General features: G+C 72.7%; 28 protein-coding genes and 2 tRNA genes. 14 read left to right on the forward strand and 16 right to left on the reverse strand.

What is annotated here, in order from left to right; all coding sequences use genetic code 11:
• Position 1 precedes the first annotated feature (1 nt).
• From J4557_RS12195 to J4557_RS12220, 6 genes are read left to right on the forward strand one after another with little or no spacing between them, the layout of a single operon-like run.
• Positions 2 to 526 (forward strand): hypothetical protein, encoded by a 525-nt coding sequence (locus J4557_RS12195; protein WP_208266612.1) that lies wholly within the window; start codon positions 2 to 4, stop codon positions 524 to 526.
• The gene (locus J4557_RS12200; RefSeq protein ID WP_208266613.1) at positions 523 to 894 is read left to right on the forward strand and encodes a hypothetical protein; all 372 of its coding nucleotides are present in this window, start codon (positions 523 to 525) and stop codon (positions 892 to 894) included. Before J4557_RS12195 ends, J4557_RS12200 begins: the two co-directional genes overlap by 4 nt.
• Positions 891 to 1235 carry a hypothetical protein gene (locus J4557_RS12205; RefSeq protein ID WP_208266614.1) on the forward strand — a complete coding sequence of 115 codons (345 nt, stop codon included), beginning with the start codon at positions 891 to 893 and terminating at the stop codon, positions 1233 to 1235. Before J4557_RS12200 ends, J4557_RS12205 begins: the two co-directional genes overlap by 4 nt.
• Entirely contained in the window at positions 1235 to 2146 is a 912-nt protein-coding gene (locus J4557_RS12210) for a phage tail tip fiber protein (protein ID WP_208266615.1), read from the forward strand. The genes J4557_RS12205 and J4557_RS12210 overlap by 1 nt, the downstream gene beginning before the upstream one ends.
• A 28-nt stretch (positions 2147 to 2174) precedes the next feature.
• The gene (locus J4557_RS12215) at positions 2175 to 2471 is read left to right on the forward strand and encodes a hypothetical protein (RefSeq protein ID WP_208266616.1); all 297 of its coding nucleotides are present in this window, start codon (positions 2175 to 2177) and stop codon (positions 2469 to 2471) included.
• A complete protein-coding gene (locus tag J4557_RS12220) occupies positions 2471 to 3298 on the forward strand; it encodes a glycoside hydrolase domain-containing protein (protein ID WP_243775641.1) in 828 nt (275 codons plus the stop codon). Before J4557_RS12215 ends, J4557_RS12220 begins: the two co-directional genes overlap by 1 nt.
• A gap of 349 nt (positions 3299 to 3647) precedes the next feature.
• On the opposite strand, the gene J4557_RS12225 is transcribed toward J4557_RS12220, so the two are convergent.
• From J4557_RS12225 to J4557_RS12260, 8 genes are all read right to left on the reverse strand, one after another.
• Positions 3648 to 3741 (reverse strand) — tRNA-OTHER (locus J4557_RS12225).
• 38 nt (positions 3742 to 3779) lie between these two features.
• On the reverse strand, positions 3780 to 3977 hold the full coding sequence (locus J4557_RS12230) for a helix-turn-helix domain-containing protein (protein WP_307799698.1): 198 nt from the start codon (positions 3975 to 3977) through the stop codon (positions 3780 to 3782).
• A 339-nt stretch (positions 3978 to 4316) separates the two neighbouring features.
• Positions 4317 to 4496, reverse strand: coding sequence for a hypothetical protein (locus J4557_RS12235; protein WP_208266617.1), 180 nt, complete (start codon positions 4494 to 4496; stop codon positions 4317 to 4319).
• A complete protein-coding gene (locus tag J4557_RS12240) occupies positions 4489 to 4797 on the reverse strand; it encodes a hypothetical protein (RefSeq protein WP_208266618.1) in 309 nt (102 codons plus the stop codon). Before J4557_RS12240 ends, J4557_RS12235 begins: the two co-directional genes overlap by 8 nt.
• Positions 4794 to 5177, reverse strand: coding sequence for a hypothetical protein (locus J4557_RS12245; RefSeq protein ID WP_208266619.1), 384 nt, complete (start codon positions 5175 to 5177; stop codon positions 4794 to 4796). Before J4557_RS12245 ends, J4557_RS12240 begins: the two co-directional genes overlap by 4 nt.
• A complete protein-coding gene (locus tag J4557_RS12250; protein WP_208266620.1) occupies positions 5174 to 5470 on the reverse strand; it encodes a hypothetical protein in 297 nt (98 codons plus the stop codon). The genes J4557_RS12245 and J4557_RS12250 overlap by 4 nt, the downstream gene beginning before the upstream one ends.
• A complete protein-coding gene (locus tag J4557_RS12255; RefSeq protein WP_208266621.1) occupies positions 5467 to 5640 on the reverse strand; it encodes a hypothetical protein in 174 nt (57 codons plus the stop codon). The genes J4557_RS12250 and J4557_RS12255 overlap by 4 nt, the downstream gene beginning before the upstream one ends.
• Complete coding sequence (locus J4557_RS12260; protein WP_208266622.1) at positions 5637 to 5888, reverse strand: hypothetical protein; 252 nt, start codon at positions 5886 to 5888, stop codon at positions 5637 to 5639. The genes J4557_RS12255 and J4557_RS12260 overlap by 4 nt, the downstream gene beginning before the upstream one ends.
• A 102-nt stretch (positions 5889 to 5990) precedes the next feature.
• Here J4557_RS12260 and J4557_RS12265 point away from each other — a divergent pair, with 102 nt between their 5' ends.
• The 4 genes from J4557_RS12265 (at position 5991) to J4557_RS12280 (ending at position 9732) form a co-directional block, all read left to right on the forward strand.
• A complete protein-coding gene (locus J4557_RS12265) occupies positions 5991 to 6272 on the forward strand; it encodes a helix-turn-helix domain-containing protein (RefSeq protein ID WP_208266623.1) in 282 nt (93 codons plus the stop codon).
• 188 nt (positions 6273 to 6460) lie between these two features.
• A complete protein-coding gene (locus J4557_RS12270) occupies positions 6461 to 8314 on the forward strand; it encodes a RelA/SpoT family protein (RefSeq protein ID WP_208266624.1) in 1854 nt (617 codons plus the stop codon).
• Between the two features lie 34 nt (positions 8315 to 8348).
• Positions 8349 to 8801, forward strand: a complete 453-nt coding sequence (locus J4557_RS12275) for a universal stress protein (RefSeq protein WP_208266625.1) — start codon at positions 8349 to 8351, stop codon at positions 8799 to 8801.
• Positions 8802 to 8862: 61 nt separating this feature from the next.
• Complete coding sequence (locus J4557_RS12280; RefSeq protein WP_307799701.1) at positions 8863 to 9732, forward strand: hypothetical protein; 870 nt, start codon at positions 8863 to 8865, stop codon at positions 9730 to 9732.
• Here J4557_RS12280 and J4557_RS12285 read toward each other — a convergent pair.
• The 4 genes from J4557_RS12285 to J4557_RS12300 form a co-directional block, all read right to left on the reverse strand.
• On the reverse strand, positions 9713 to 10345 hold the full coding sequence (locus J4557_RS12285; protein WP_208266626.1) for a hypothetical protein: 633 nt from the start codon (positions 10343 to 10345) through the stop codon (positions 9713 to 9715). The genes J4557_RS12280 and J4557_RS12285 overlap by 20 nt on opposite strands.
• 190 nt (positions 10346 to 10535) lie before the next feature.
• Entirely contained in the window at positions 10536 to 11549 is a 1014-nt protein-coding gene (gene glnII / locus J4557_RS12290; protein WP_208266627.1) for a glutamine synthetase, read from the reverse strand.
• Positions 11550 to 11737: 188 nt separating this feature from the next.
• Complete coding sequence (locus J4557_RS12295; RefSeq protein WP_208266628.1) at positions 11738 to 12733, reverse strand: ketopantoate reductase family protein; 996 nt, start codon at positions 12731 to 12733, stop codon at positions 11738 to 11740.
• Positions 12734 to 12823: 90 nt separating this feature from the next.
• Positions 12824 to 13273: a group II truncated hemoglobin gene (locus J4557_RS12300; protein ID WP_208266629.1), complete on the reverse strand. Its 450-nt coding sequence runs from the start codon at positions 13271 to 13273 to the stop codon at positions 12824 to 12826.
• A gap of 155 nt (positions 13274 to 13428) precedes the next feature.
• On the opposite strand from J4557_RS12300, the gene J4557_RS12305 reads away from it, so the two are divergent.
• The 4 genes from J4557_RS12305 to J4557_RS12320 all read left to right on the forward strand — a co-directional run bounded on the left by J4557_RS12305 (position 13429) and on the right by J4557_RS12320 (position 16490).
• Positions 13429 to 13884 (forward strand): nuclear transport factor 2 family protein, encoded by a 456-nt coding sequence (locus tag J4557_RS12305; protein WP_208266630.1) that lies wholly within the window; start codon positions 13429 to 13431, stop codon positions 13882 to 13884.
• Between the two features lie 106 nt (positions 13885 to 13990).
• A complete protein-coding gene (locus J4557_RS12310) occupies positions 13991 to 14953 on the forward strand; it encodes a sigma-70 family RNA polymerase sigma factor (protein WP_208266631.1) in 963 nt (320 codons plus the stop codon).
• Between the two features lie 53 nt (positions 14954 to 15006).
• Positions 15007 to 15744: an SDR family NAD(P)-dependent oxidoreductase gene (locus tag J4557_RS12315; protein WP_208266632.1), complete on the forward strand. Its 738-nt coding sequence runs from the start codon at positions 15007 to 15009 to the stop codon at positions 15742 to 15744.
• 59 nt (positions 15745 to 15803) lie between these two features.
• Entirely contained in the window at positions 15804 to 16490 is a 687-nt protein-coding gene (locus tag J4557_RS12320; RefSeq protein ID WP_243775642.1) for a DUF899 domain-containing protein, read from the forward strand.
• Between the two features lie 52 nt (positions 16491 to 16542).
• Here J4557_RS12320 and J4557_RS12325 read toward each other — a convergent pair whose 3' ends face one another.
• The 4 genes from J4557_RS12325 to J4557_RS12340 all read right to left on the reverse strand — a co-directional run bounded on the left by J4557_RS12325 (position 16543) and on the right by J4557_RS12340 (position 19302).
• The gene (locus tag J4557_RS12325; RefSeq protein WP_208266633.1) at positions 16543 to 16914 is read right to left on the reverse strand and encodes a hypothetical protein; all 372 of its coding nucleotides are present in this window, start codon (positions 16912 to 16914) and stop codon (positions 16543 to 16545) included.
• A 315-nt stretch (positions 16915 to 17229) separates the two neighbouring features.
• Complete coding sequence (locus J4557_RS12330; RefSeq protein WP_243775673.1) at positions 17230 to 17721, reverse strand: DUF1877 family protein; 492 nt, start codon at positions 17719 to 17721, stop codon at positions 17230 to 17232.
• A 208-nt stretch (positions 17722 to 17929) separates the two neighbouring features.
• A tRNA-Val gene (locus tag J4557_RS12335) sits at positions 17930 to 18004 on the reverse strand.
• 113 nt (positions 18005 to 18117) lie between these two features.
• Positions 18118 to 19302 (reverse strand): geranylgeranyl reductase family protein, encoded by a 1185-nt coding sequence (locus J4557_RS12340; RefSeq protein ID WP_208266635.1) that lies wholly within the window; start codon positions 19300 to 19302, stop codon positions 18118 to 18120.
• Positions 19303 to 19328 lie beyond the last annotated feature (26 nt).

A 19328-nucleotide genomic window follows, 5' to 3' on the forward strand; every position in this document is an offset into this window, starting at 1 on the left:
AATGGCGCCGCCGAACAAGTCCGCCGCGCAGAAGAAATACGATGCGGCCACCGCTGCGCTGCAGCGCGTCGCGCAGAAAGACCAGGCCCTCGCGCAGAAGACCGCGCAGGACTGGGTCTATGCCGCGTTCACCGTCAACGCCGCGGTGAACTCCGATCTGGCACGTATCCGCGCGATCAGCCCGGGCGACGCCGCGACGATCGCGGCCGCGCTCGGGGACCGCGACGTCCAGGCCCTCGCCGCGCAGGGCCTCCTATCGCCGGTGACCGGCGCGATCGGCGGCGCGCTCGGCCCGGCCGCCTCGCGCGTCGGGAACCTCCCCGAAGGGACGCTGGCGGCGACCGCGGCCGGGCTGAATGTCACCTACGACGTCCTCAAGCCGCTGTTCCAGGCCAACATCTGGATCCGCGTCGGCGAAGTCGCGCTCGGCATCATCCTGATCGCGGTCGGCCTCGCCCGGATCACCAACGCCATCCCCATAGCAACGAAAATCGCCAAGACAGCCGGAATGGTGGCAGCCGCATGAGCGAGGAAATCGAACCGCTGAAGGTTCATCTGACCGGGTCCGACATTCCGATGACCGCGCCGGACATCAACCCGCGGCGCCGCGGCGTGAGCATGCGCAGTTTCATACTCACCGCGACCGACCCCGTTCAGCAGATCCTTCCCAACAACATCAACCGGATCCACGCGTGGATCCGGCCGGAACAGAAGCCGGTTTGGCTCGCCGGGAGCATGGCCGACGCCGCCACCGGCGGGAACGCCATCTACAAGGTGTCCGCCAGCTCGTTCCAGGCGCAGTACCTCCCGACGACCGATGAGGTCTGGGCGACGGCGGCGAGCACCGACATGCCGGTGACGGTCGACGTCATCGCGATCATCGAGGGCCCATGACCACCGTCCCCCTGAACGAGACGGTGCCGGTCGTCCTGAACGGCGCCGGCGGCGGCACGGCGAAGGTCGGGCCGCTGACGGCCCGGGAGGTCTGGCACCCGTCCGCGGCCGCCGTGAAGGTCTCCACGATCGAGAACGAGGCGCAATGCCTGATCTACGTCGGAGACTCCCCCACGCAGGCGAATTTCATGGACGGCACCTATTCCGGGAGCTCGGGAGATTCGTCCGACCGCGTGGGCGCCACCACGGTACGCGTCGGATGGTACGTGTGGGCCGTCTGGACGGGCGGCGACCCGGGCGCCACCGCGACCCTGACCGTAACGGGCACGAAGGATGTGTGATGAGCGGATTCGCTAATGCCATTCTCGGCGGTGCGGCGAACCTGATTCGCAAAGCGATTCAGTCGCCGAACTACTCACCGGGCGTGGAGGGATGGTCGATCAATAAGGACGGTACGGCCGAATTCGCGAACGCCGTCATCCGGGGCACGATCAAGACCGGCGATACGCAATACATCCTGATTGAGTCGGGGCCGGATGGGAACAAGATTCAGTTCTTTTCCGGCTCGCCGGATGAAGTGTCGCCCGGATTCGTCATGGTCGATCAGCCGGTAGCCGGTCAGGCGACGCTTACCGTCCAGGCGCCGGATCTCGGTTTCGGGTCGCCGCCCGCGCTGACCCTCACATCCGGTCCGCTGGAGACCGATAACAACGCCGACCTGTCCAGTCCGTACAGCCTGAGCCACAACGCCGAGATCCTGTCCGCGTTCTTCTCTCAGCTCTACGACCTGACCGCGGCGAGGATCAACCTCACAGCGACCGGGGTGGACGGTATCAACCTGGACGGCGGACCGGGCGGCATCAATGCGCAGCTGCTGAACGCGAACGGCGGGATCGTGCTTCCGGTCGGCGAGTACATCAAGCGCGGCGGGCTCGGCACGCCGACGTTCGGGACCGGGTGGGGAGCGTTCGGGGGCGGCTTCCAGGCGCCGCGGTACATCGAGTACCCGGACCGGACGGCCGGGCTCGTGGGCGTCGCGTCCGGGACGCCGGCGACCGGCGGGACGACGATCCTATCCTTCCCGGCCGCGCTCGCGCCCGCGTCGCAGCAGACCTTCTTCGGCACCTGCAACACGGGCCTGAAGACGCAGCTGCTCATCACACCGGCCGGGAACTGCGTCCTGCAGAACCCGGACGCCGGGGTCACCTGGGTCAGCCTGCAGGCGGCGCGCTGGCCCATGGTCGGCTTCTAGGCACGAGTGGCACGAGGGACACGGGGACATGGGGCAGATCGATCTTCGGGACGTCGGCTCGGCGCTGATCTATCTCGGCTACCTCGCCGGCGCGCTCGCCGCGATCGGCGTCGTCATGCGCTGGGTCGTCCTGCGCTGGGTCGTCAAGCCGCTGAAGACATGGCTACGGGAGCAGATCAAGGCCCCCGTAGACGACGTGCATGCCGAGATGTCCCCCAACCACGGCAGCAGCCTCAGGGACGCCGTGAACCGCATCGAGGCACGCCAGAACGCCATGGCGGAACGGTTCCGCGATCACATCCTCAACCACCCGGGAGGGTCCTGATGGCCATCGAAGGCGTCGACTACGCGTGGGGCCGCCCGGGCGCGGCCGCGCTGCGCGCCGCCGGGAAGCGGTTCGCGTGCCGGTACCTCTCGCACGACACCACCGGCAAGAACCTCAACCGCGGCGAGGCGATCGAGCTGTCCGCGGGCGGCATCGCGCTCGTCGTCGTGTGGGAGCACGCCGCGGCGCGCGCGCTCGCCGGCCACGACGCCGGACGCGAGGACGCCCGCGACGCCGACGCGCAGGCGCGTGCGTGCGGGATGCCGTCCGATCGGCCGATCTACTTCGCCGTGGACTTCGACGCCTCCCCCTCCCAACAGGCCGCGATCAACGCCTATCTGGACGGTGCCGCGTCGGTGATCGGCCGGGGCCGCGTAGGGATCTACGGCGGCTACTGGCCCGTCAAGCGTGCCCTGGACGCCGGGAAGGCGCGCTGGGCGTGGCAGACCTACGCCTGGTCCGGCTCGCGTTGGGACCCGCGCGCGCAGCTGCAGCAGTACGACAACGGCGAGCGCATCGCCGGCGTCGACCTCGACCTGGACCGCGCGATGGTCGCGGACTACGGCCAATGGCGCCTGGGCTCGACCGGCGCAACCTGGATGGAGACCCTCATGCACGCGCTGCCCACCGTCCGCCAAGGCGACCACGGCGAGGCCGTCGAGACCGTCCAAGGCCTGCTGAACGCCCGCTCGCACGCCGTCGCCATCGACGGCGACTTCGGGCCCGCGACGGCGGCCGCCGTCAAGGCCGTCCAGCGGTGGGGCGACGTCGCCGCGGACGGCATCGTCGGCCCGGACACCTGGCCCGTGCTGCTGCGCGTGCAGTAGCGCGTGCGGATGATCTGTCCCGCACGCCACATATGCCTCATTCCGGGTGCGAACGATCTTGGAGCGCGGGACCCTGGTACTGGACAGGAGGATCCCCCTCCCTCGCTTCGCTCGGTCGGGTTTCTCCCACAAGCGCTTTCTAACCCGCCCACGGCTACCGGCCGTCCGGCTCGATGGCCGAACGGCTGCCGCTAATGATCATCCGGCGGTGATCAGCCGCGGACGGCCCGCCCCTCGTGCGGGCACGCTTACGAGGGCCCCCTATCTGTCCGCCCGGGCGCCGCCGCATACGGCGCCCGGGCCCGGTGGAGGAGGAACCAGCACCGGGCACGACGTGGTGATGTGTGCGTGCCTGGCCCGGGACTCGAACCCGGGAGCCTCCGCAGGCCGTAGGCCCTCGTGGGCCCAGTGGGGCGGTGCTCTGTCCGTTGAGCTACGCAGGCGTAGGGCGGCCGCCGGGGAATCGCGGCCGCCCGGTCGATCACAGGGGCACGTCGGCCTCCTGCCGCATTAGCTGCTCGACCTGGCTGCGGTAGAACCGGCGCTGGCCGCCCGGCGTGCGGACGCTGTCGAGCTTGCCTTCGTCCGCCCAGCGGCCCACGGTCCCCGGGGCGACGCGGAAGGCTGCAGCGACCTCGGACGTCTTCATCAGGTCGTACGGCTCCATCTCGTCCCTCACTTCGCCAGGGACACGGCGATGGCCGCGCCCCACACCGTCGCCAGCAGGAGGCCGAGCGCGACGTCGCCCCGGTGCCGCCTGATCCACTTCATGCCGCTCCTCGAGGAGATGAGCCCGCCCGTGCCCCGACGGGAGATTGGGTGCGGTAGGGGCACGGGCGGGTGTCTGGTTGCGGCCCCGGGGGAAGCCAACGGACCCCCGGGGCCGCGGCCGCCGTTCCCTCTCCCAGCCCTGGACCAGGAACAGCGACCTGTCTAGATGCGGCCCGGGCCTGCCCTCCAGCGGCCCGGGCCGCGGCCGCCGGCGCGCGCCGCGATCGAACGCGTCGGCAGCCCGTCATCACTCGCCGTCCGGGCGGGCGTCCTCGACGTCCCACCAGCCGCGGATCAGCTCACCGCCAGCGCGCAGCTCCCGGCGCCGCTCCAGCTTCTCGGCGGCGATCAGCACCAGCACGGTGAAGAGCGAGAACATCACGGCCGTGATCGCCGCCGCCGCGATGATGATCGCGAGGTCACGCATGGACCGGCCGCCAGCTTCCGGTGGTGCCGTCCCGGGACGCCCCCTCGCCGCCCCGGAACGGCACCGCTCCGGCGGCGGCCGCCGGCGCCGCGGCCGCGTGCTCACCCGAGCGCCAGATACGGCGCTCCTCCGGACTCAGCCGGTGGTACCGGCGGCACCGCGCCGGGTCCGGCCGCCGGTCGTCGTGCGCGACGTGCGCGCCCTGGTAGACGTACGCCACCGCGATCACCACCGCGGCCGCGGCCAACAGCAGCGCGATCCCCGCGCCGAGCGCGGCCGCCGCGAGCATGTCCCCGCTCACCGCGCCGACTCCTCGCGCGCGTTGACGGCGCCCGTGAGGATCACCGGCGTCAGGCCGTACCGGAACTTCACGGTGAACACGACCCGGCCCGCCTCGTTCCTGTGGACGATCACCTCCGTGTCGAAGGCGTCCGCCCACATCTCCATGGCCTCGCGGGTCGCGTCGTCGTCGTGCAGGCGGGTCACGAAGCCGCACAGGTCCGGCGTGGCCTGGTCGTGCTCCTTGAAGCTGGCGACCGACCAGGACGCCATCGGAAGGTCGATGCGTGCGGCGAGGTCGCGCATCGCCAGCACCGCGGCGACCTGCGCGTCCCGCAACTCGTCCGCCATCGCGCGCTGACGCATGGTCGGCGCGAAGGACGCGCGCTTGTCGTCTGTCATGATGGGTCCGCCCCTTCGGGCTCGATGTTGCGGACGCCCCGGCTACCCCCCGGGGCGTCCTCCTTTTCCAGCGCTTCCAGCCGCGCGGCCAGCGCAGCCAACCGACCGGACTGCCCGTCGAGCCGCTGCGACAGGATCGTGAGCGCGGCGCCCTGGCCGGACATCATCTGTCCGTGCGCCTCCAGCCAGTCGGCGAAGTGGTCCATCCGGCGCGTGTGCAGCCGCCAGACCCGCGCGAAGATCAGCAGCGCGACCCACGTGCACACCGGCGGCATCCAGTCGAGCCAGCTCACCGCGTCCTCCGCTCGGCGTCGGCCGCGGCCGCGGCGCCGTCGGTCTCGAGAACGTTCCCGACCCGCGCGCCCTCGCGCCGCGCGTGGAACTCCTCCGGGAGCCACTCCTCGCCCGGCGGGATCACCGGCCGCCCGTGCTCCCACCCCGGCGGCACGTCGTGCCCGCTCACGACGCGCGCTCGCGCGGCGCCGGCGGGAAGAACACCGTGACATCGACGCCGAGGATCTCGGCGATGCGCGCGATCTCCGTGACGGTGAACGGGACCGGCTGCGGCCCGCTCAGGCGCCGGTTCAACCAGTCGCGCGGCTGGCCGAGTTCAGCCGCGAGCCATGTCTGCTTTCGCTTCTGCCGCTCCAGCTCGTACCGGACTCGGAACGCGACGAAACGATCATCGAAGATGCCCGTCTGTGTCGTCATGGCGTGAACTATGTCGCTCTCAGCGCGACACCGCAAGGGGTACGGCGAAGTTGCTCGTCGGTTTGTTGTCTGGCTCAGCCCAACGACGTACGCTCAAGCTCCATGAGCACACCGACGCGTTCCCCTCATGAGGCCGTCGCCGAAGAGGCCCGGGCGCTCCTCGCGCGCCGCCGCATCAGCGGCCGCGCGGCCGCGCGTGGTCTCGGGTGGAAGACGGACTACATGTGGCGCCGGCTCGACGGCCGAACGCCGTTCGACGTGAACGATCTAGTCGCCCTCGCGCGGCTGCTCGGCGTGCCCGTGACGACCCTCATCGCGCCCCTGGAATCCGATCACTCTCCGTCTACGGATGGTGTGGATTCACTGTCTGTTAAATCGTCTTGACAGCGCGGCGCGGCCGGTCCGTAATGGGCGTGCGCGCCGGCCCGGCGGTGGCACGCTCCAGCGGCCCCCCGGCGGCGCCGGGCCGACGCGGGCGCCCCGGTCTCCCGCCACCGCCGCGACGTCGCGCATAATGTCGGTTACACCCAGTAGCAGGGGCGCTACCGGGGCGGGCGGCAGGTGGGTGCGTGATGACGACCCTCGATCCGGCGAACTCCACAGGCACGGCCTCGGTCGCGGACGCACCGGAGGCCGGGGCCGCGCCTCCCGGCGCGCCCGTCCCGGCGGGAGGACGGTCCGGGTTCCCGCCGGTCCGGGGGGAACCCGCCGCGCCGGGGGCGCCGCGCGGCCCGCTCCGGCTGCCGCTGCGCCGCGCCCGGCCCGCGGCCGCCTCGGGCGACCCCGTCCGCCCCGCCGTCGCGCCGCTCCTCGCCGTCCACCGGTCCGCCTGCCCGGGCGGCGACGAGGCGGAGCTGCTGCGCGGCTACGAGGTCGCCGAGCGCCTGCACCGCGGGCAGCTCCGCAAGTCGGGCGCGCCCTACATCACCCATCCGCTGGCCGTCGCGATGATCCTCGCCGGGATGGGGATGGACACCACCACCCTCGTCGCCGCGCTGCTGCACGACACCGTCGAGGACACGGCCTACACGCTCGGCGAGCTCCGCGCCGACTTCGGCGAGGAGGTCGCCGTCCTCGTCGACGGCGTGACGAAGCTGGACGGCAGCCGGTGGGGCGAGCGCGCCGAGGCCGAGACGTTCCGCAAGATCGTGCTCGCCGCGGCGGCCGACCTGCGCGTCCTGGTCATCAAGCTGTCGGACCGGCTGCACAACCTGCGGACCCTGCGCTACCGCCCCGCGCACAAGCGGGCCCCGTACGCCAAGGCGTCGCAGGAGCTGCTCGTCCCGTTCGCCGAGCGGCTCGGCATCCACGTGCTGAAGCGGGAGATGGACGACCTGGCGTTCGCCGCGCGCGCCCCCGAGGCGCACGCCGCGACCGATCGCGCCGTCCGGGCCGCGCTGCGGCGGGCCGACGCGGCGTTCGCGCCCGCGGTCGCGCGGATCCGCGACGCGCTCGCCGAGCACGGCGTCCGCGGGCGCGTGCGGATCCGGCCGTCGCACCTGTACGCGGTGCACGAGTCGTTCGGCGGCGACCTCGCCGGGCTGCGGCCCTGCGAGGCGGCGCGGCTCCTGCTGCTGGTCGACGGCGAGGAGCGCGACTGCTACATCGCGCTCGGCGCGGTGCACGCCGCGCTGCACCCGGTCCCCGGGCAGGTCCGCGACCACATCGCGATGCCGAAGGACAACATGTACCAGTCCCTGCACACGCGCGTCATCAGCCCGGACGGCGACCCGTTCGACGTCATCGTGCGCAGCGAGGCCATGCACCCGGTCGCCGAGTACGGCATCGTCGCGCACATCCGGCAGGCCCGCGACGACGCCGCCACCGCCGACGCCGTGGCGGGCCGCCGCGACCTGGCGTGGCTGAGCCGGCTGCTGGCCTGGCAGTCCAACGCGCCGTCCGCCGACTTCCTGGACGGCCTGCGCGCCGACCTCGCCGCCGGGCACCTCGCCGCGTTCGCCCCGGACGGCCGCGCCGTGCCGCTGCCGGAGGGCGCGACCGCGCTCGACTTCGCCTACGCGCTGGACCCCGGCACCGGCGACCGCTGCATCGGCGCCGTCGTCAACGGCCGGCTCGCGCCGATGTCGGTGCAGGTCCGCAGCGGCAACGTGGTGGAGGTGCTCACCGACCCGGCCGGCTCCCCGTCCGAGGACTGGCTGGACTTCGCCGTGACGGTCCCGGCGCGCATGCACATCCGGCGGAGCCTCGCGCTGCGCCGCGCGGAGGAGGCCGCGGACGCAGGGCGCCGCACCCTCGTCCGGGCGCTGGCGCAGCGGCGGCTCGACCTGCTCGCCGCGGAGGCGCGCGGCGACTCGCTGGCCGTCGCCCGCGACCTCGGCTACGGCGAGATCGACCAGATGTACGGGGCGCTGGCGGCCGGCGCGCTCGGCCTCGACGACCTGGTGGCCCGCTTCACCCGGCTCTGACATCCCGGGCTACCCTGGGCCGCGTGATGATCGTATGACCGGCGAAGGGCCGTTCGAATACGGCGTGGACGGGCCGAAGGTGATCGTGGTCGGCGTGGACGGGTCGGAGACCTCGCTGCACGCCGGCGCGTACGCGTGGGGCCTGGCGCGCCGCGGCGGGGCGCGGCTCATCATCGTGCACGTGGAGAGCATCGCCGCGCTGTCCACCCTCACCGCCGGCGGCGCCGCGGTGATGCGGGAGGCCGGCGAGGCCGTCGCCGAGGACCTGCGCCGCGAGCTGGAGCGCGCCGCCGAGCGCGCCGACGTCCGGTACGAGTTCGTCACCGAGCAGGGCGACCCGTTCACCGTCATCTCCCGGGTCGCCGACGAGGCCCGCGCGGACGCGGTGATCGTCGGCGCGTCCGCGCAGGCCGGGCACCGGCTGATCGGGTCCGTCGCCGTCAAGCTGGTCCGCACGGGCCGCTGGCCGGTGACCGTCGTCCCGTGACCCGCCCGCGGTCGGCGGCGCGGCGGCCAGGTTGGACGGCGGCGCCCGGGGAAGTGGTCCGGTGAACCGTGCGGAGGACGAGGCGGGGGCGGCGATGTCGGAGCCTTACCTGACGGAGGTCGGCTGGGCGGGGTCCGCGCTCCGCGTCGCCGGCGCGATCAGGTGCGGCGACGACCCGCCGGCGGCGCCGGAGATGGAGCTGCTGCTGCGCGAGCGCGACGGCGACGGGCTGCTGCGGCTCCCCGCGTCCGTCGGCGCGGAGCAGGGCCTCGTCACCTTCGAGGCGCTGGTGGACGTCGCGGCCGTCGAGCGCGGCGAACCGCTCCCCGGCGGGCTCTGGGACGTCGACCTGGCGATCGGCGCGCCGCCCGAGGGCCGCGTCGTGGCGCTCGGGCCCGAGCGCGCGCCCGGCCTCGACACCGCGCCGCGGCGGCAGTTCCTGCCGGGCGCGGTCACCGTCGCCGCGTACTTCGGGGGGCGCGGCACGCTGTCCATCGACGTCGGCGGCCGCTCGCACGTCACCGGCACGACGTGCGCCGACGGGGTCGTATGGGACGAGCGCCGCGCGGAGGTCGTCATCACCGGGCACATCGACCGGCGGTGGCTCAGCATGCCGATCTCCGGGACGCTGACCCTCACCGAGCGGAGCACCCGCCGGACGTTCGACGTCATCGCCACGCTGGACGAGACCGACGACCGGCTCGGCTACCGCGCCGCGCTGCCCGTCACCCGGGCGTTCGTCGACCACCCGCTGCCGCGCGGCACCTGGGACGTCTCGCTCTGCCTCGGCTTCTCCGGCATGCACCGCGAACTCGGCGTCCTCGCGCCCGAGGACGCGGTGGACGTCCAGGTGTGGCGGCGGTTCCGGCACGTGCGCGTGTCGTCGTCGTCCGCGCCGGACCCGCTGGCCATCACGGTCGGCCGCGCCTGAACGGGCGGTCCGGCCAGAACGGCCGGGAGCCCGCCGCCACCACTCCCGCGAGCAGCACGACGACCGACGTCCCGCCGACCAGGTTGACGCACGCGGTCGCCACCGCCGCGTCGAACGGCCCGTTCAGCAGCAGCGGCAGGATCGTCAGCAGCACCACCGCGAACCCGCCGATCCACGCGAACGCCCGGACGGGGCGCGCCGCCGTCGCGAGCAGCAGGTGCATCAGGGCGGTCGCCTGGATCGTCCCGGCCATCGCGATCAGCGCGTAGCTCGTCGCCGCCGGTCCCGCCGCGGTGCGCCCGCCCGCGAACACCGGCACCTCCAGCCCGAACACGCCGCGCAGCCCCATCACCGCCGCGAACGCGGTGCCGCCGGCGGCGAGCGCCGCCGCCGTCCCCGCCCACCACAGCGGGCGGAGCGGGAGCCGCGACCCCGCCGAGATCTCCTCGTGCAGGGCGACGAACTCCTGGTACCTCCTCGCCGGAGCCTCCGCCCGGCGCCGCCGCGCCGTGGAGGGGCATCGGAACGACCGCTCGTACGGCCGTGGCGCAGGACGGCCGGCGTGCCTGCCCGGCAGGCCGCCGGGGTACCGCCCGAATGGCGTGTCGGGCATGTTCCCTCCCCCCGGTGCGAACGATGTAGGTGCTACCCGGCACCGATGGGGGGAACTCTCCCAAGCACAACAATTTGCAGATGTTTGGCCCCGTCACCGGTCATAGCGGCGTTCGTCGCGGAACGCGAAGGGGCCCCGGGAAGCGCGCTTCCCGGGGCCCCTTCGCGTCGTGCGGCGGGCCGTGCGCCCGTCAGACCTGGCCGGCCTTCTCCAGCGCCGCGCAGCAGGTGCCGGTGATCAGCCGGGCCACCACGTACGGGTCGACGTTGGCGTTCGGGCGGCGGTCCTCGATGTAGCCCTTCTTGTCCACCTCGACCTGCCACGGGATGCGGACGGACGCGCCGCGGTTCGACACGCCGTAGCTGAACTCGCTCCACGGCGCCGTCTCGTGCATGCCGGTCAGGCGGCGCTCGATGTCGGCGCCGTAGCCCTGCACGTGCTCCTGCGCGCGCTCGGCGAGCGCCTCGCAGGCGGTGATGATGGCGTCGTAGTTCTCGCGCATCGCCTTCGTCGAGAAGTTGGTGTGCGCGCCGGCGCCGTTCCAGTCGCCCTCGACCGGCTTCGGGTCGAGCGTCGCGGACACCTCGAACTCCTCGGCGATGCGGTAGAGCAGCCACCGCGCGATCCACATGTGGTCGCCGACCTCCAGCGGACCGGCCGGGCCGATCTGGAACTCCCACTGGCCGGGCATGACCTCGGCGTTGATGCCGGAGATCTTCAGGCCGGCGTCGAGGCAGGCGTCCATGTGCCGCTCGACGATCTCACGGCCGAACACCTCGTCTGCGCCGACACCGCAGTAGTAGAAGCCCTGCGGCGCCGGGAACCCGCGCTCGGGGAAGCCGAGCGGGCGGCCGTCCTTGAAGAACGTGTACTCCTGCTCGATGCCGTACCAGGAGTCCTGCTCGGCGTACTGCTCGGCGACGGGCCGCAGCTCGGCGCGCGTGTTCGTCTTGTGCGGCGTCCCGTCGACGAGGAACACCTCGCACAGGACGAGCTTGTGGTCGCCGCCGCGGAGCGGGTCGGGGCAGGAGAACACCGGCTTGAGCACGCAGTCCGAGCGGTCCCCCGGGGCCTGGTTCGTGCTGGAGCCGTCGAAGCCCCAGTCCGGCAGGTCGGCGCCGTCGGGGAGGATCCTGGTCTTGGACCGCAACCGAGCGGTGGGCTCGGTGCCGTCGATCCAGATGTACTCGGCCTTGTAGCTCAACGTCGGTCCCTTCGCTCACTGCCGGGCCTTGTGGGTTCCGCGGCAGCCATTACGCTGCCAACCAGCCATTTCGCACCTGTTGCCCAAATGTGAACGCCGTGTAACACACCCGACCCATCGGCGAGACCCGCACCACATCCCGCAACGGCCACGCCGGCACTCGAACGCCTAGGCGGCTTCCGTGCCGTTCACCGGGGCACCCGAGCCGCGAGCTCGCCCGCCGTCATCGAGCCGGGCTCCCGGCCCGACCGCGCGAAGTCGTTCGCCACGCGCAGCAGCGTCTCGTTCACCGGGGTCGCGACGCCGTGGAGCCGTCCGAGCAGCACGATCTCGCCGTTGAGGTAGTCCGCCTCGACCGACGCGCTGCCGCGCCGCAGGCTCTGCCAGGTCGAGCCGCCGGCGGGGTCGCCGCCCTCGACCGGCCGCACCTCGACCCGCCCGGACCGCAGCTCGCGCTGCTCCTCGTCGCCGGCCCGGTCGATCCCCGCCGCGTCCAGGACCTCGACGGCCTCCGCGCGCGCCCGCGCGATCAGCGCCGCCGCCTCGTCGCCGGCCGGCGAACCGCACACCGCCTCGACCGCGTTGGCGAGGTTCCCGAGCAACTTCGCGTACTTCCAGCGCATCACCTCTGACGTGACGGGCGCGAGGAAGTTCGCCTTCTCCAGTCCCTCGGCGATCCGGTGCGCCGCCTCGTCGGCGCCCGACGGGTAGCGTCCGAGGTTGAGCGCACCGGTGTACGGCGCGCAGCGGACGGTGACGGCCCCCGGCTCCAGGTAGCTCGCCGGAAGGAACACGCACATCCCGTAGACGCGGCGGAAGCGGCGCAACGCCAGCCGTTCCGCCTCCACGCCGTTCTGCGCGCAGACCAGCGGCAGGCGCTCCGCCGCCGTCCCGCCGCCGGCGACCGGGCGGGGCGCCCACGCGTCCAGAGCCGCGATCGCGTCCTGGGTCTTCACCGCCAGCACCAGCACGTCGTCCGGGGTCAGTTCGAGCGACTCCGGGCCGTCGACCACCGGGACCGGCAGGTCGAAGACGCCGTCCGGGCCGGTGAGCCGCAGCCCGCGGTCGCGCAGCGCCGCGTACTGGGCCCCGCGCGCGACCAGGACCGCGTCCTGCCCCGCCTGCCACAGACGGCCGCCGACCGCTCCGCCGATCGCCCCCGCGCCGATGATGACGTAACGCATGCGAACCCCGCTCCACCTGGACGTCCGAGACCTTTCACACCTTATGTGCCAAGATCACCGGCTTTGCGCCCCGGACCGCGGGGGTCGGCGTCACGAGGTCCCGGCGGGCCAGTCCCAGCGGGGGACCTCGCGGAGGGGATGCAGTTCGTCGTCCGTGCCGGCGTGCGAGTTCTGCATGGCCACCCGGGTGCCGAACTCGACGTGCTCCAGCAGCGCCTGCCGGAACGGCGCGTCGCCGGGCATCCCCACGGTGTCGGCCGCCGCCATGTACAGCTCGACGAACCTGCGCCGCTGCTCCTCGGTGATCTTCAGGTGCCGGTGCACGTCGATGAGGTGGGCGAAGCCGCCCATCTCCCGCGAGAAGGTGTCGGGGCCGCCGAACGTCTCGGCGGTGAAGGCCGTCAGATGGTCGACGTGCGTGGGACGCCCCTCTCCGAACAGCGGCTGCAGGAGCGGATCCGCCAGCAGCGACGCGTAGAAGACGTCCATGAACCGGTGCAGTCCTTCGTGACCGCCCGCATGCTCGTACAGGGTCCGCATGATCCCGCCTGGGCTCGCCGTGTCACGTACAAGCCGTTTATCGCAGCCTCCGGACACCGTGTCCACCGCCTCGCCGCTTCCGGCCTCCGGGCGGACCCTCACAATCCGCCCGGCCGTCTTGTCGTAGAGGGGACGAACGATGTGAGGAGAGGACCATGACCGATCTGCAGGCCATTGCCGACCGCGTCGAGATCGAGGCGCTGCGCGGCGAGTTCACCGACGCGGCGATGATGCGCGACCGCGCCCGCTTCGCGTCGCTGTTCACCGAGGACGGCGCGCTGCGCATGCCCGACATCCCCGTCGAGCTGCTCGGCCGCGAGGAGATCCGTGCCGGGGGCGAGGCGCTCCAGGCCCGGTGGGACTTCTTCGTGCAGACCACGCACGCGGGCGTGATCGAGCTCGACGGCGACACCGCGACCGGCCGCACCTACATTCAGGAGCTCTTCCGCACCCTCGACGGCCTCGAAGGCCAGAACTTCGCCATCTACCACGACCGGTACCGGCGCACTCCGGACGGCTGGAAGTTCGCCGAGCGCGTCTACGAGATCAGGTACCTCGACACCACTCCCCTGGCCGGTTCGGCGCCCCGACCCGCCGACCGACCCCACTAGACGCCCCGGGCCGACACCTCAGTGACGTAGGTCACAGCGTCGCCCCGCCGGATTCTCCTCCCGCGCACGGTCTTGACATCGACCGTCCCGCCCGGAGGAACCTGCGATGCGACCTGACACGGAATTCGCCGCCCTGGCCGAGCCGTTCCGGCCGGAGCTGCTCGCCCACTGCTACCGGATGCTCGGCTCGATCCACGAGGCCGAGGACCTCGTCCAGGAGACCTACCTGCGCGCATGGCGCGCCTTCGACCGGTTCGAAGGCCGCTCCTCGCTGCGCCGCTGGCTGTACGCGATCGCCACCCGGACCTGCCTGACGGCGCTGGAGACGCGGCCGCGGTGGCCGGTGCCGTCCGGGCTGGGCGCCCCGTCCGACGACCACCGCACGGCCCTGGCGCCCGGCGAGCCGGCGGTGCCGTGGCTCCAGCCCGCCCCGGACGCGCTGCTGGGCGGCGACGACCCGGCGGCCGTCGTCGCCGGGCGGGCCGGAGTGCGGCTCGCCCTCATCGCCGCGCTCCAGTTCCTGCCCGCCCGGCAGCGCGCCGTGCTGACACTGCGGGACGTACTGGCGTTCCGCACCGCCGAGGTCGCCGAGATGCTCGGCACCACGGCCGCCGCCGTCGACGGCGCCCTCCGCCGCGCCCGCACCCGCCTCGCCGAGGCCGGACCGGTCGAGGAGGACCTCGCCGAGCCCGACGAGGACGCCCGCCGCGCCCTGCTCGACGACTATGTCGAGGCGTTCGCGCGAGCCGACCCGGCCGCGCTGATCGAGCTGCTGCGGGCCGACGTCGAGCTGGAGATGCCGCCGACCCCGACCTGGTTCACCGGGCGGGACGCGGTGCTGGGGTTCCTGTCCGGGCGCGTCATGCGGCGGGGCCTGTGGCACATGGTGCCGAGCCGCGCCAACGGCCAGCCCGCCTGCGTCGTCTACCGCCGCTCCGGCGCCGGCCGCTACGAGGCGTACGGCGTGCAGGTCCTCACCCTGATCGGGGCCCGCGTCGCCCGGATCACGTCCTTCAACGACCCGGGCCTCGTCCCGGCGTTCGGGCTCACCCCCACCCTCACCGGCTGACCGGCCGCGTCCGCGGCCGGGAGCACCCGAGAACACCTAAGGAGAGCGGCAGCATGCCGACCATCGCCGACAAGGCAGTACTGATCACAGGGTCCAACCGCGGAATCGGGCGGGCGCTGCTCGACGAGGCGCTGCGCAGGGGAGCGCGGCGCGTGTACGCCGGCGCGCGCGTCCCCCAGCGGCACACCGACGAGCGGGTCACGCCGCTGACGCTGGACGTGACGGACCCGGAGCAGGTCCGGAGGGCGGCCGAGGCCGTCGACTCGCTCGACCTCCTCATCAACAACGCGGGGATCGCGATGTACGACGACCTGACCGACCTGGCCGTTCTGGAGCAGCATTTCGCGGTCAACCTCTACGGCGCCCACCGCGTCATCGAGGCGTTCCTCCCCTTGCTGGCCGACGCCAAGGGAGCCATCGCCAACAACCTGTCGGTGAACGGCCTCGCCGCGTTCCCGCTGATCCCGGCCTACTCCATCTCCAAGGCCGCCGCGTTCTCCATGACGCAGTCGCTGCGGACCCTCCTCGCCCCGCAGGGGGTGACGGTGCACGCCGTCCTGACGGGAATCGTGGACACCGACATGACGCGCGGGGTGGAGATGCCCAAGGCGTCGCCGGAGTCGGTCGCGCGCGCCGTCTTCGACGGTCTGGAGAAGGACGAGGAGGACATCTTCCCCGACCCGATGGCCGAGGCGATCGCCGCGGGCTGGCGCGGCGGCCCGGTCAAGGCCCTCGAACAGCGTTACGCCGACTTCGCGCGGGGGGTGTCCGCCGGCTCGCGAGACCGATGATTTCGGCGGACGGACGCGGTCTGCATGTACGGACGCCGGATCGAACCTCGGAGGGGATCATGACCAGCAAGGCACTGCCGCCCGTCGTCGACGCGGAGACCTGGCGACGCCGCCTCGGCGAACTGCGCGCGCGAGAGAAGGCCGCGACCCGGGAACTGGACGCGATCGCCGCGCAGCGCCGCCGGATGCCGATGGTCGAGATGCCCGGGTACACCCTCGAGGGCGAGGAGGGCCCGGTCCGGCTGGCCGACGTCTTCGACGGCCGGCCCCAGCTGATCGTCTACAACCACATGTGGTTCCCGGGCAAGACCTGGCAGTGCCCGGGCTGCACGGGGTTCACGTCGCAGTTCACGCGGCTGGAGTTCCTGGACGCCTACGACGCCCGGTTCGTCATCGTCACCCAGGGCCCGCTCGACGAGGCCCTCGCGTACAAGCGGCGGGTCGGCAACAGGATGACCTGGTACTCCACGGCGAACAGCCCGTTCGGCACGGACGTCGGCGCCCCGCCCGGCGGCGGCTTCGCGGTCAACGTCTTCCTGCGCGACGGCGACACCGTCTACCGGACCTGGCACACCGACGGCCGCGGCACCGAGCAGCTCAGCCACACCTTCCCGCTGATCGACCTGCTGCCGTACGGGCGCCAGGAGGAGTGGCAGGACGTGCCCGAGGGCTGGCCGCAGTCCCCCACCTACAGCCGGTGGCCCGGCTCCAAGGACATCGCCGCCCTCTACGGCGAGGCCGAGTGAGGCACCGGGAAGGGCCGGTCCCGGCCGCGCAGGCGGCCGGGACCGGTGACGGTCAGTCGGCGCAGATCGCGTAAACGCTGATGCCGACGTCGTTGTACCCGATCTGGCGGCCGAGCGCGATCCAGCCGCGGCCGTCCTGCGTCGGGAACGACCCGACCAGGATGGCGCCGTTGCCCTGCGCCTCGCCGCCGCCCCCGAGGACGTGCTTGCTCCCCGGGCAGTAGAGGGTCCGTCGCTGGAAGTTGGGGACGTTGGCGTTCGGCAGAGTCACGATCTGGTAGCCCGCCGGGAGGGCGGCGACCCGCGACGCCTTCTCCCGCGCGGGGGCACCGGCGCTCTGGGCACTGGCGACGCCGGCGGAGGCCAGGCAGGTCGCCGTGGCGGTCACGGCCAGAGCCACGGCGGTGGTCTTCAAGGACGGCATGTGCTCTCCTTCTATGGTGATCTCCCGCACCGCACCGGGGGACGGCGGGGAGCCGAGAATTTCGAACACGTTGAGTGTCACTAGAAGCACACGGAGTATCCAGAGCGATCTGTGCGCAACTGATAACGGAGAGTATCGGAACTGGATTACGGAGGGTGTCTATCAGTGCAGGATCCCCGTCACCTGCCGTAATGGCCGGCAGAGGGAATGGCGCCTGGCCTCGTTCGGCCATCCGGTTGCGGCCCCCGGTCCCGCAGAGGAAGCGAGCTCAGCGTCGGCGTGCCGCGTCCCGTGGAGCGGGCACGCGACCATGCGTCACGCCCACACCGCCTTGACCACGGCGTGGCCTGCCGAAGCCGCCCGCTCGTAGAACCCCCGCAGGTGGCCGTGATGGCCGAGGAACTCTTCCCTGGCCTGCGCCTCGTCCTGGCAGATGCCACTGATCGCGGCACCCGCGACGTCCCACAGATCGTCGAAGGAAACGGTCGCGAGGAAATCCGCGGCCTGGGACACCCCGGGCGGCTCCAGAATCATCAGAGGCGGGTCGGAAGGATCGGCGCCGGCACCGTGCGGCACGGGACGGCCACCGTAGATCGGCAGCGTCCAGGACTCGCCGGCGTCCGCATGGAGGAGATCGGCTGCGGCGTAGAGGTCGTTGACGGAGTTCCAGACCTTGTCGATCGAGCCGGCGATGCCCGCCGCGTACTCGTCGGGATGGTCGTCCCAAGCCTCGGACATGAACGCCGCAAGCCAGGTGTGGTCGTCCCGGATCTCGGCCTCCGCGACGGCCCGAAAGTGCAGGTGCATGCTCACTGCGACGAGTCCCCCCGGTCAGGCAGCCCGCCTGTCGGGCCGAGCGGACAGAAGCTACTGGACGGCACCGACGACGAGCCACCCTCCCCCAGAACGAGAACCCGGATGACGACGCGACCGCAGGAGAACTCGCGCGCGTCGGCCAATGGCACGCCAATGGCGCGAAGACCCCGTTCCTTGATCAGGGACGGGGTCTTTTGGCTGGTGGGCGCGGACGGTTTCGAACCGCCGACTCCTCGCTTGTAAGGCGAGTGCTCTACCCCTGAGCTACGCGCCCGCGTGCTCGTGACCGGGAAAGCGTACCCGGTTCGGCGGGACGATCGCGAAACGGTGCGGTGGATGCGGACGCCCGTGACCTCGGGGGAGGCGGCGGGGCCGGGGCGGCGCGGTTCAGGAGGCGGGGGCGAGGCGGGTGAGGGCGGCGGCGAGGCGGTCGGCGGACGGGTCGGTGAGGTTGCCGAGGAGCCGGAGCGCGAACCTCATCAGCGCCGGGTTGCCGAGGCCGGCGCGGGTCGCGGCGCGCATGACGCGGGGCGACTCGATGGCGCGGGCGAAGGCGCGGCCGAGGGTGAACGGGCGCCCGTTGGCCTGGCGGATCGCGGACGGGTAGGTGTACAGGACGCGTTCGCGCTGGCCGGGGGTGGGTGCGGCGAGGGCGGTCGTGACGGTCTCGGCGGCGATGCGGGCCGCTTCGAGGGCGTAGGCGATGCCCTCGCCGTTGGACGGGTTGATCATGCCTCCGGAGTCGCCGGTGAGCAGGAGGCCCGGCAGGTAGTGGGGGCGGCGCGCGTACCCCATCGGGAGCGCGGCGCCGCGGATCGGGCCGGTGGCGTTCTCCTCGGCGAAGCCCCAGTCCGGCGGTGTGCGGGCGAGCCAGTCGCCGAGGAGGCGGCGGTAGTCGGCGTGCGCGGTGCGGAGCAGGGCGACGCCGACGTTGCAGGTGCCGTCCCCCATGCCGAAGACCCAGCCGTATCCGGCGGGCACCAGGTCGAGCCACGCCTCCAGGTAGGGGTCGTCGTGGCGGGGGCTGCGGTAGTAGCGGCGGGCGGCCGTGCCGATCGGGCGGTCGCGGCGCGGGTGCACCCCGAGCGCGACCGACAGCCGCGACGAGGCGCCGTCGGCGGCGATGACGACCGGCGCGCGGTGGTCGCCGGCGTCGGTGCGGACGCCGGTGACGCGGCCGGTCCGGTCCCGGAGCGGGGCGGTGACCTTGGTGTTCTGCGACAGGGTCGCCCCGGCGGCGACCGCGCGGCGGGCCAGGATCTCGTCGAAGTCGTGGCGGGTGCGGGTGAGGCCGAACGCCGGGTGGGCGCCGTCGTCGGGCCACGGCAGTTCGAGCAGGCGGTCGCCGGCGATCAGCCGCAGGCCCCTGTTGCGGAACCAGCCGGGCGCGTCGATGTCGACGCCCAGGTCGAGCAGTTCCCGGACGGCGCGCGGCGTCAGGCCGTCGCCGCAGACCTTCTCGCGGGGGAACGAGGACTTCTCCAGCACGAGGACGTCGCGTCCGGAGCGGGCGAGGTGGCAGGCGGCGGCCGAGCCGGCCGGTCCGGCTCCGACCACGATGACGTCGGGCATGCCGACATCGTGCCCCGGCCGCCGGT

Source organism: Actinomadura nitritigenes (assembly GCF_017573545.1).
GTDB lineage: Bacteria > Actinomycetota > Actinomycetes > Streptosporangiales > Streptosporangiaceae > Spirillospora > Spirillospora nitritigenes.

Bases quoted from the DNA above. Each gene is read 5' to 3' on its own strand.
- J4557_RS12215 (WP_208266616.1), top strand. From the start codon at position 2,175: ATGGGGCAGATCGATCTTCGGGACGTCGGCTCGGCGCTGATCTATCTC.
- J4557_RS12260 (WP_208266622.1), bottom strand. From the start codon at position 5,888: ATGACGACACAGACGGGCATCTTCGATGATCGTTTCGTCGCGTTCCGA.
- J4557_RS12245 (WP_208266619.1), bottom strand. From the start codon at position 5,177: ATGACAGACGACAAGCGCGCGTCCTTCGCGCCGACCATGCGTCAGCGC.
- J4557_RS12235 (WP_208266617.1), bottom strand. From the start codon at position 4,496: ATGCGTGACCTCGCGATCATCATCGCGGCGGCGGCGATCACGGCCGTG.
- J4557_RS12220 (WP_243775641.1), top strand. From the start codon at position 2,471: ATGGCCATCGAAGGCGTCGACTACGCGTGGGGCCGCCCGGGCGCGGCC.
- J4557_RS12325 (WP_208266633.1), bottom strand. From the start codon at position 16,914: ATGCCGTCCTTGAAGACCACCGCCGTGGCTCTGGCCGTGACCGCCACG.
- J4557_RS12265 (WP_208266623.1), top strand. From the start codon at position 5,991: ATGAGCACACCGACGCGTTCCCCTCATGAGGCCGTCGCCGAAGAGGCC.
- J4557_RS12315 (WP_208266632.1), top strand. From the start codon at position 15,007: ATGCCGACCATCGCCGACAAGGCAGTACTGATCACAGGGTCCAACCGC.
- J4557_RS12205 (WP_208266614.1), top strand. From the start codon at position 891: ATGACCACCGTCCCCCTGAACGAGACGGTGCCGGTCGTCCTGAACGGC.
- J4557_RS12295 (WP_208266628.1), bottom strand. From the start codon at position 12,733: ATGCGTTACGTCATCATCGGCGCGGGGGCGATCGGCGGAGCGGTCGGC.
- J4557_RS12200 (WP_208266613.1), top strand. From the start codon at position 523: ATGAGCGAGGAAATCGAACCGCTGAAGGTTCATCTGACCGGGTCCGAC.
- J4557_RS12210 (WP_208266615.1), top strand. From the start codon at position 1,235: ATGAGCGGATTCGCTAATGCCATTCTCGGCGGTGCGGCGAACCTGATT.
- J4557_RS12195 (WP_208266612.1), top strand. From the start codon at position 2: ATGGCGCCGCCGAACAAGTCCGCCGCGCAGAAGAAATACGATGCGGCC.
- J4557_RS12320 (WP_243775642.1), top strand. From the start codon at position 15,804: ATGACCAGCAAGGCACTGCCGCCCGTCGTCGACGCGGAGACCTGGCGA.
- J4557_RS12275 (WP_208266625.1), top strand. From the start codon at position 8,349: ATGACCGGCGAAGGGCCGTTCGAATACGGCGTGGACGGGCCGAAGGTG.
- J4557_RS12330 (WP_243775673.1), bottom strand. From the start codon at position 17,721: ATGCACCTGCACTTTCGGGCCGTCGCGGAGGCCGAGATCCGGGACGAC.
- J4557_RS12285 (WP_208266626.1), bottom strand. From the start codon at position 10,345: ATGCCCGACACGCCATTCGGGCGGTACCCCGGCGGCCTGCCGGGCAGG.
- J4557_RS12340 (WP_208266635.1), bottom strand. From the start codon at position 19,302: ATGCCCGACGTCATCGTGGTCGGAGCCGGACCGGCCGGCTCGGCCGCC.
- J4557_RS12300 (WP_208266629.1), bottom strand. From the start codon at position 13,273: ATGCGGACCCTGTACGAGCATGCGGGCGGTCACGAAGGACTGCACCGG.
- J4557_RS12305 (WP_208266630.1), top strand. From the start codon at position 13,429: ATGACCGATCTGCAGGCCATTGCCGACCGCGTCGAGATCGAGGCGCTG.
- J4557_RS12270 (WP_208266624.1), top strand. From the start codon at position 6,461: ATGACGACCCTCGATCCGGCGAACTCCACAGGCACGGCCTCGGTCGCG.
- J4557_RS12310 (WP_208266631.1), top strand. From the start codon at position 13,991: ATGCGACCTGACACGGAATTCGCCGCCCTGGCCGAGCCGTTCCGGCCG.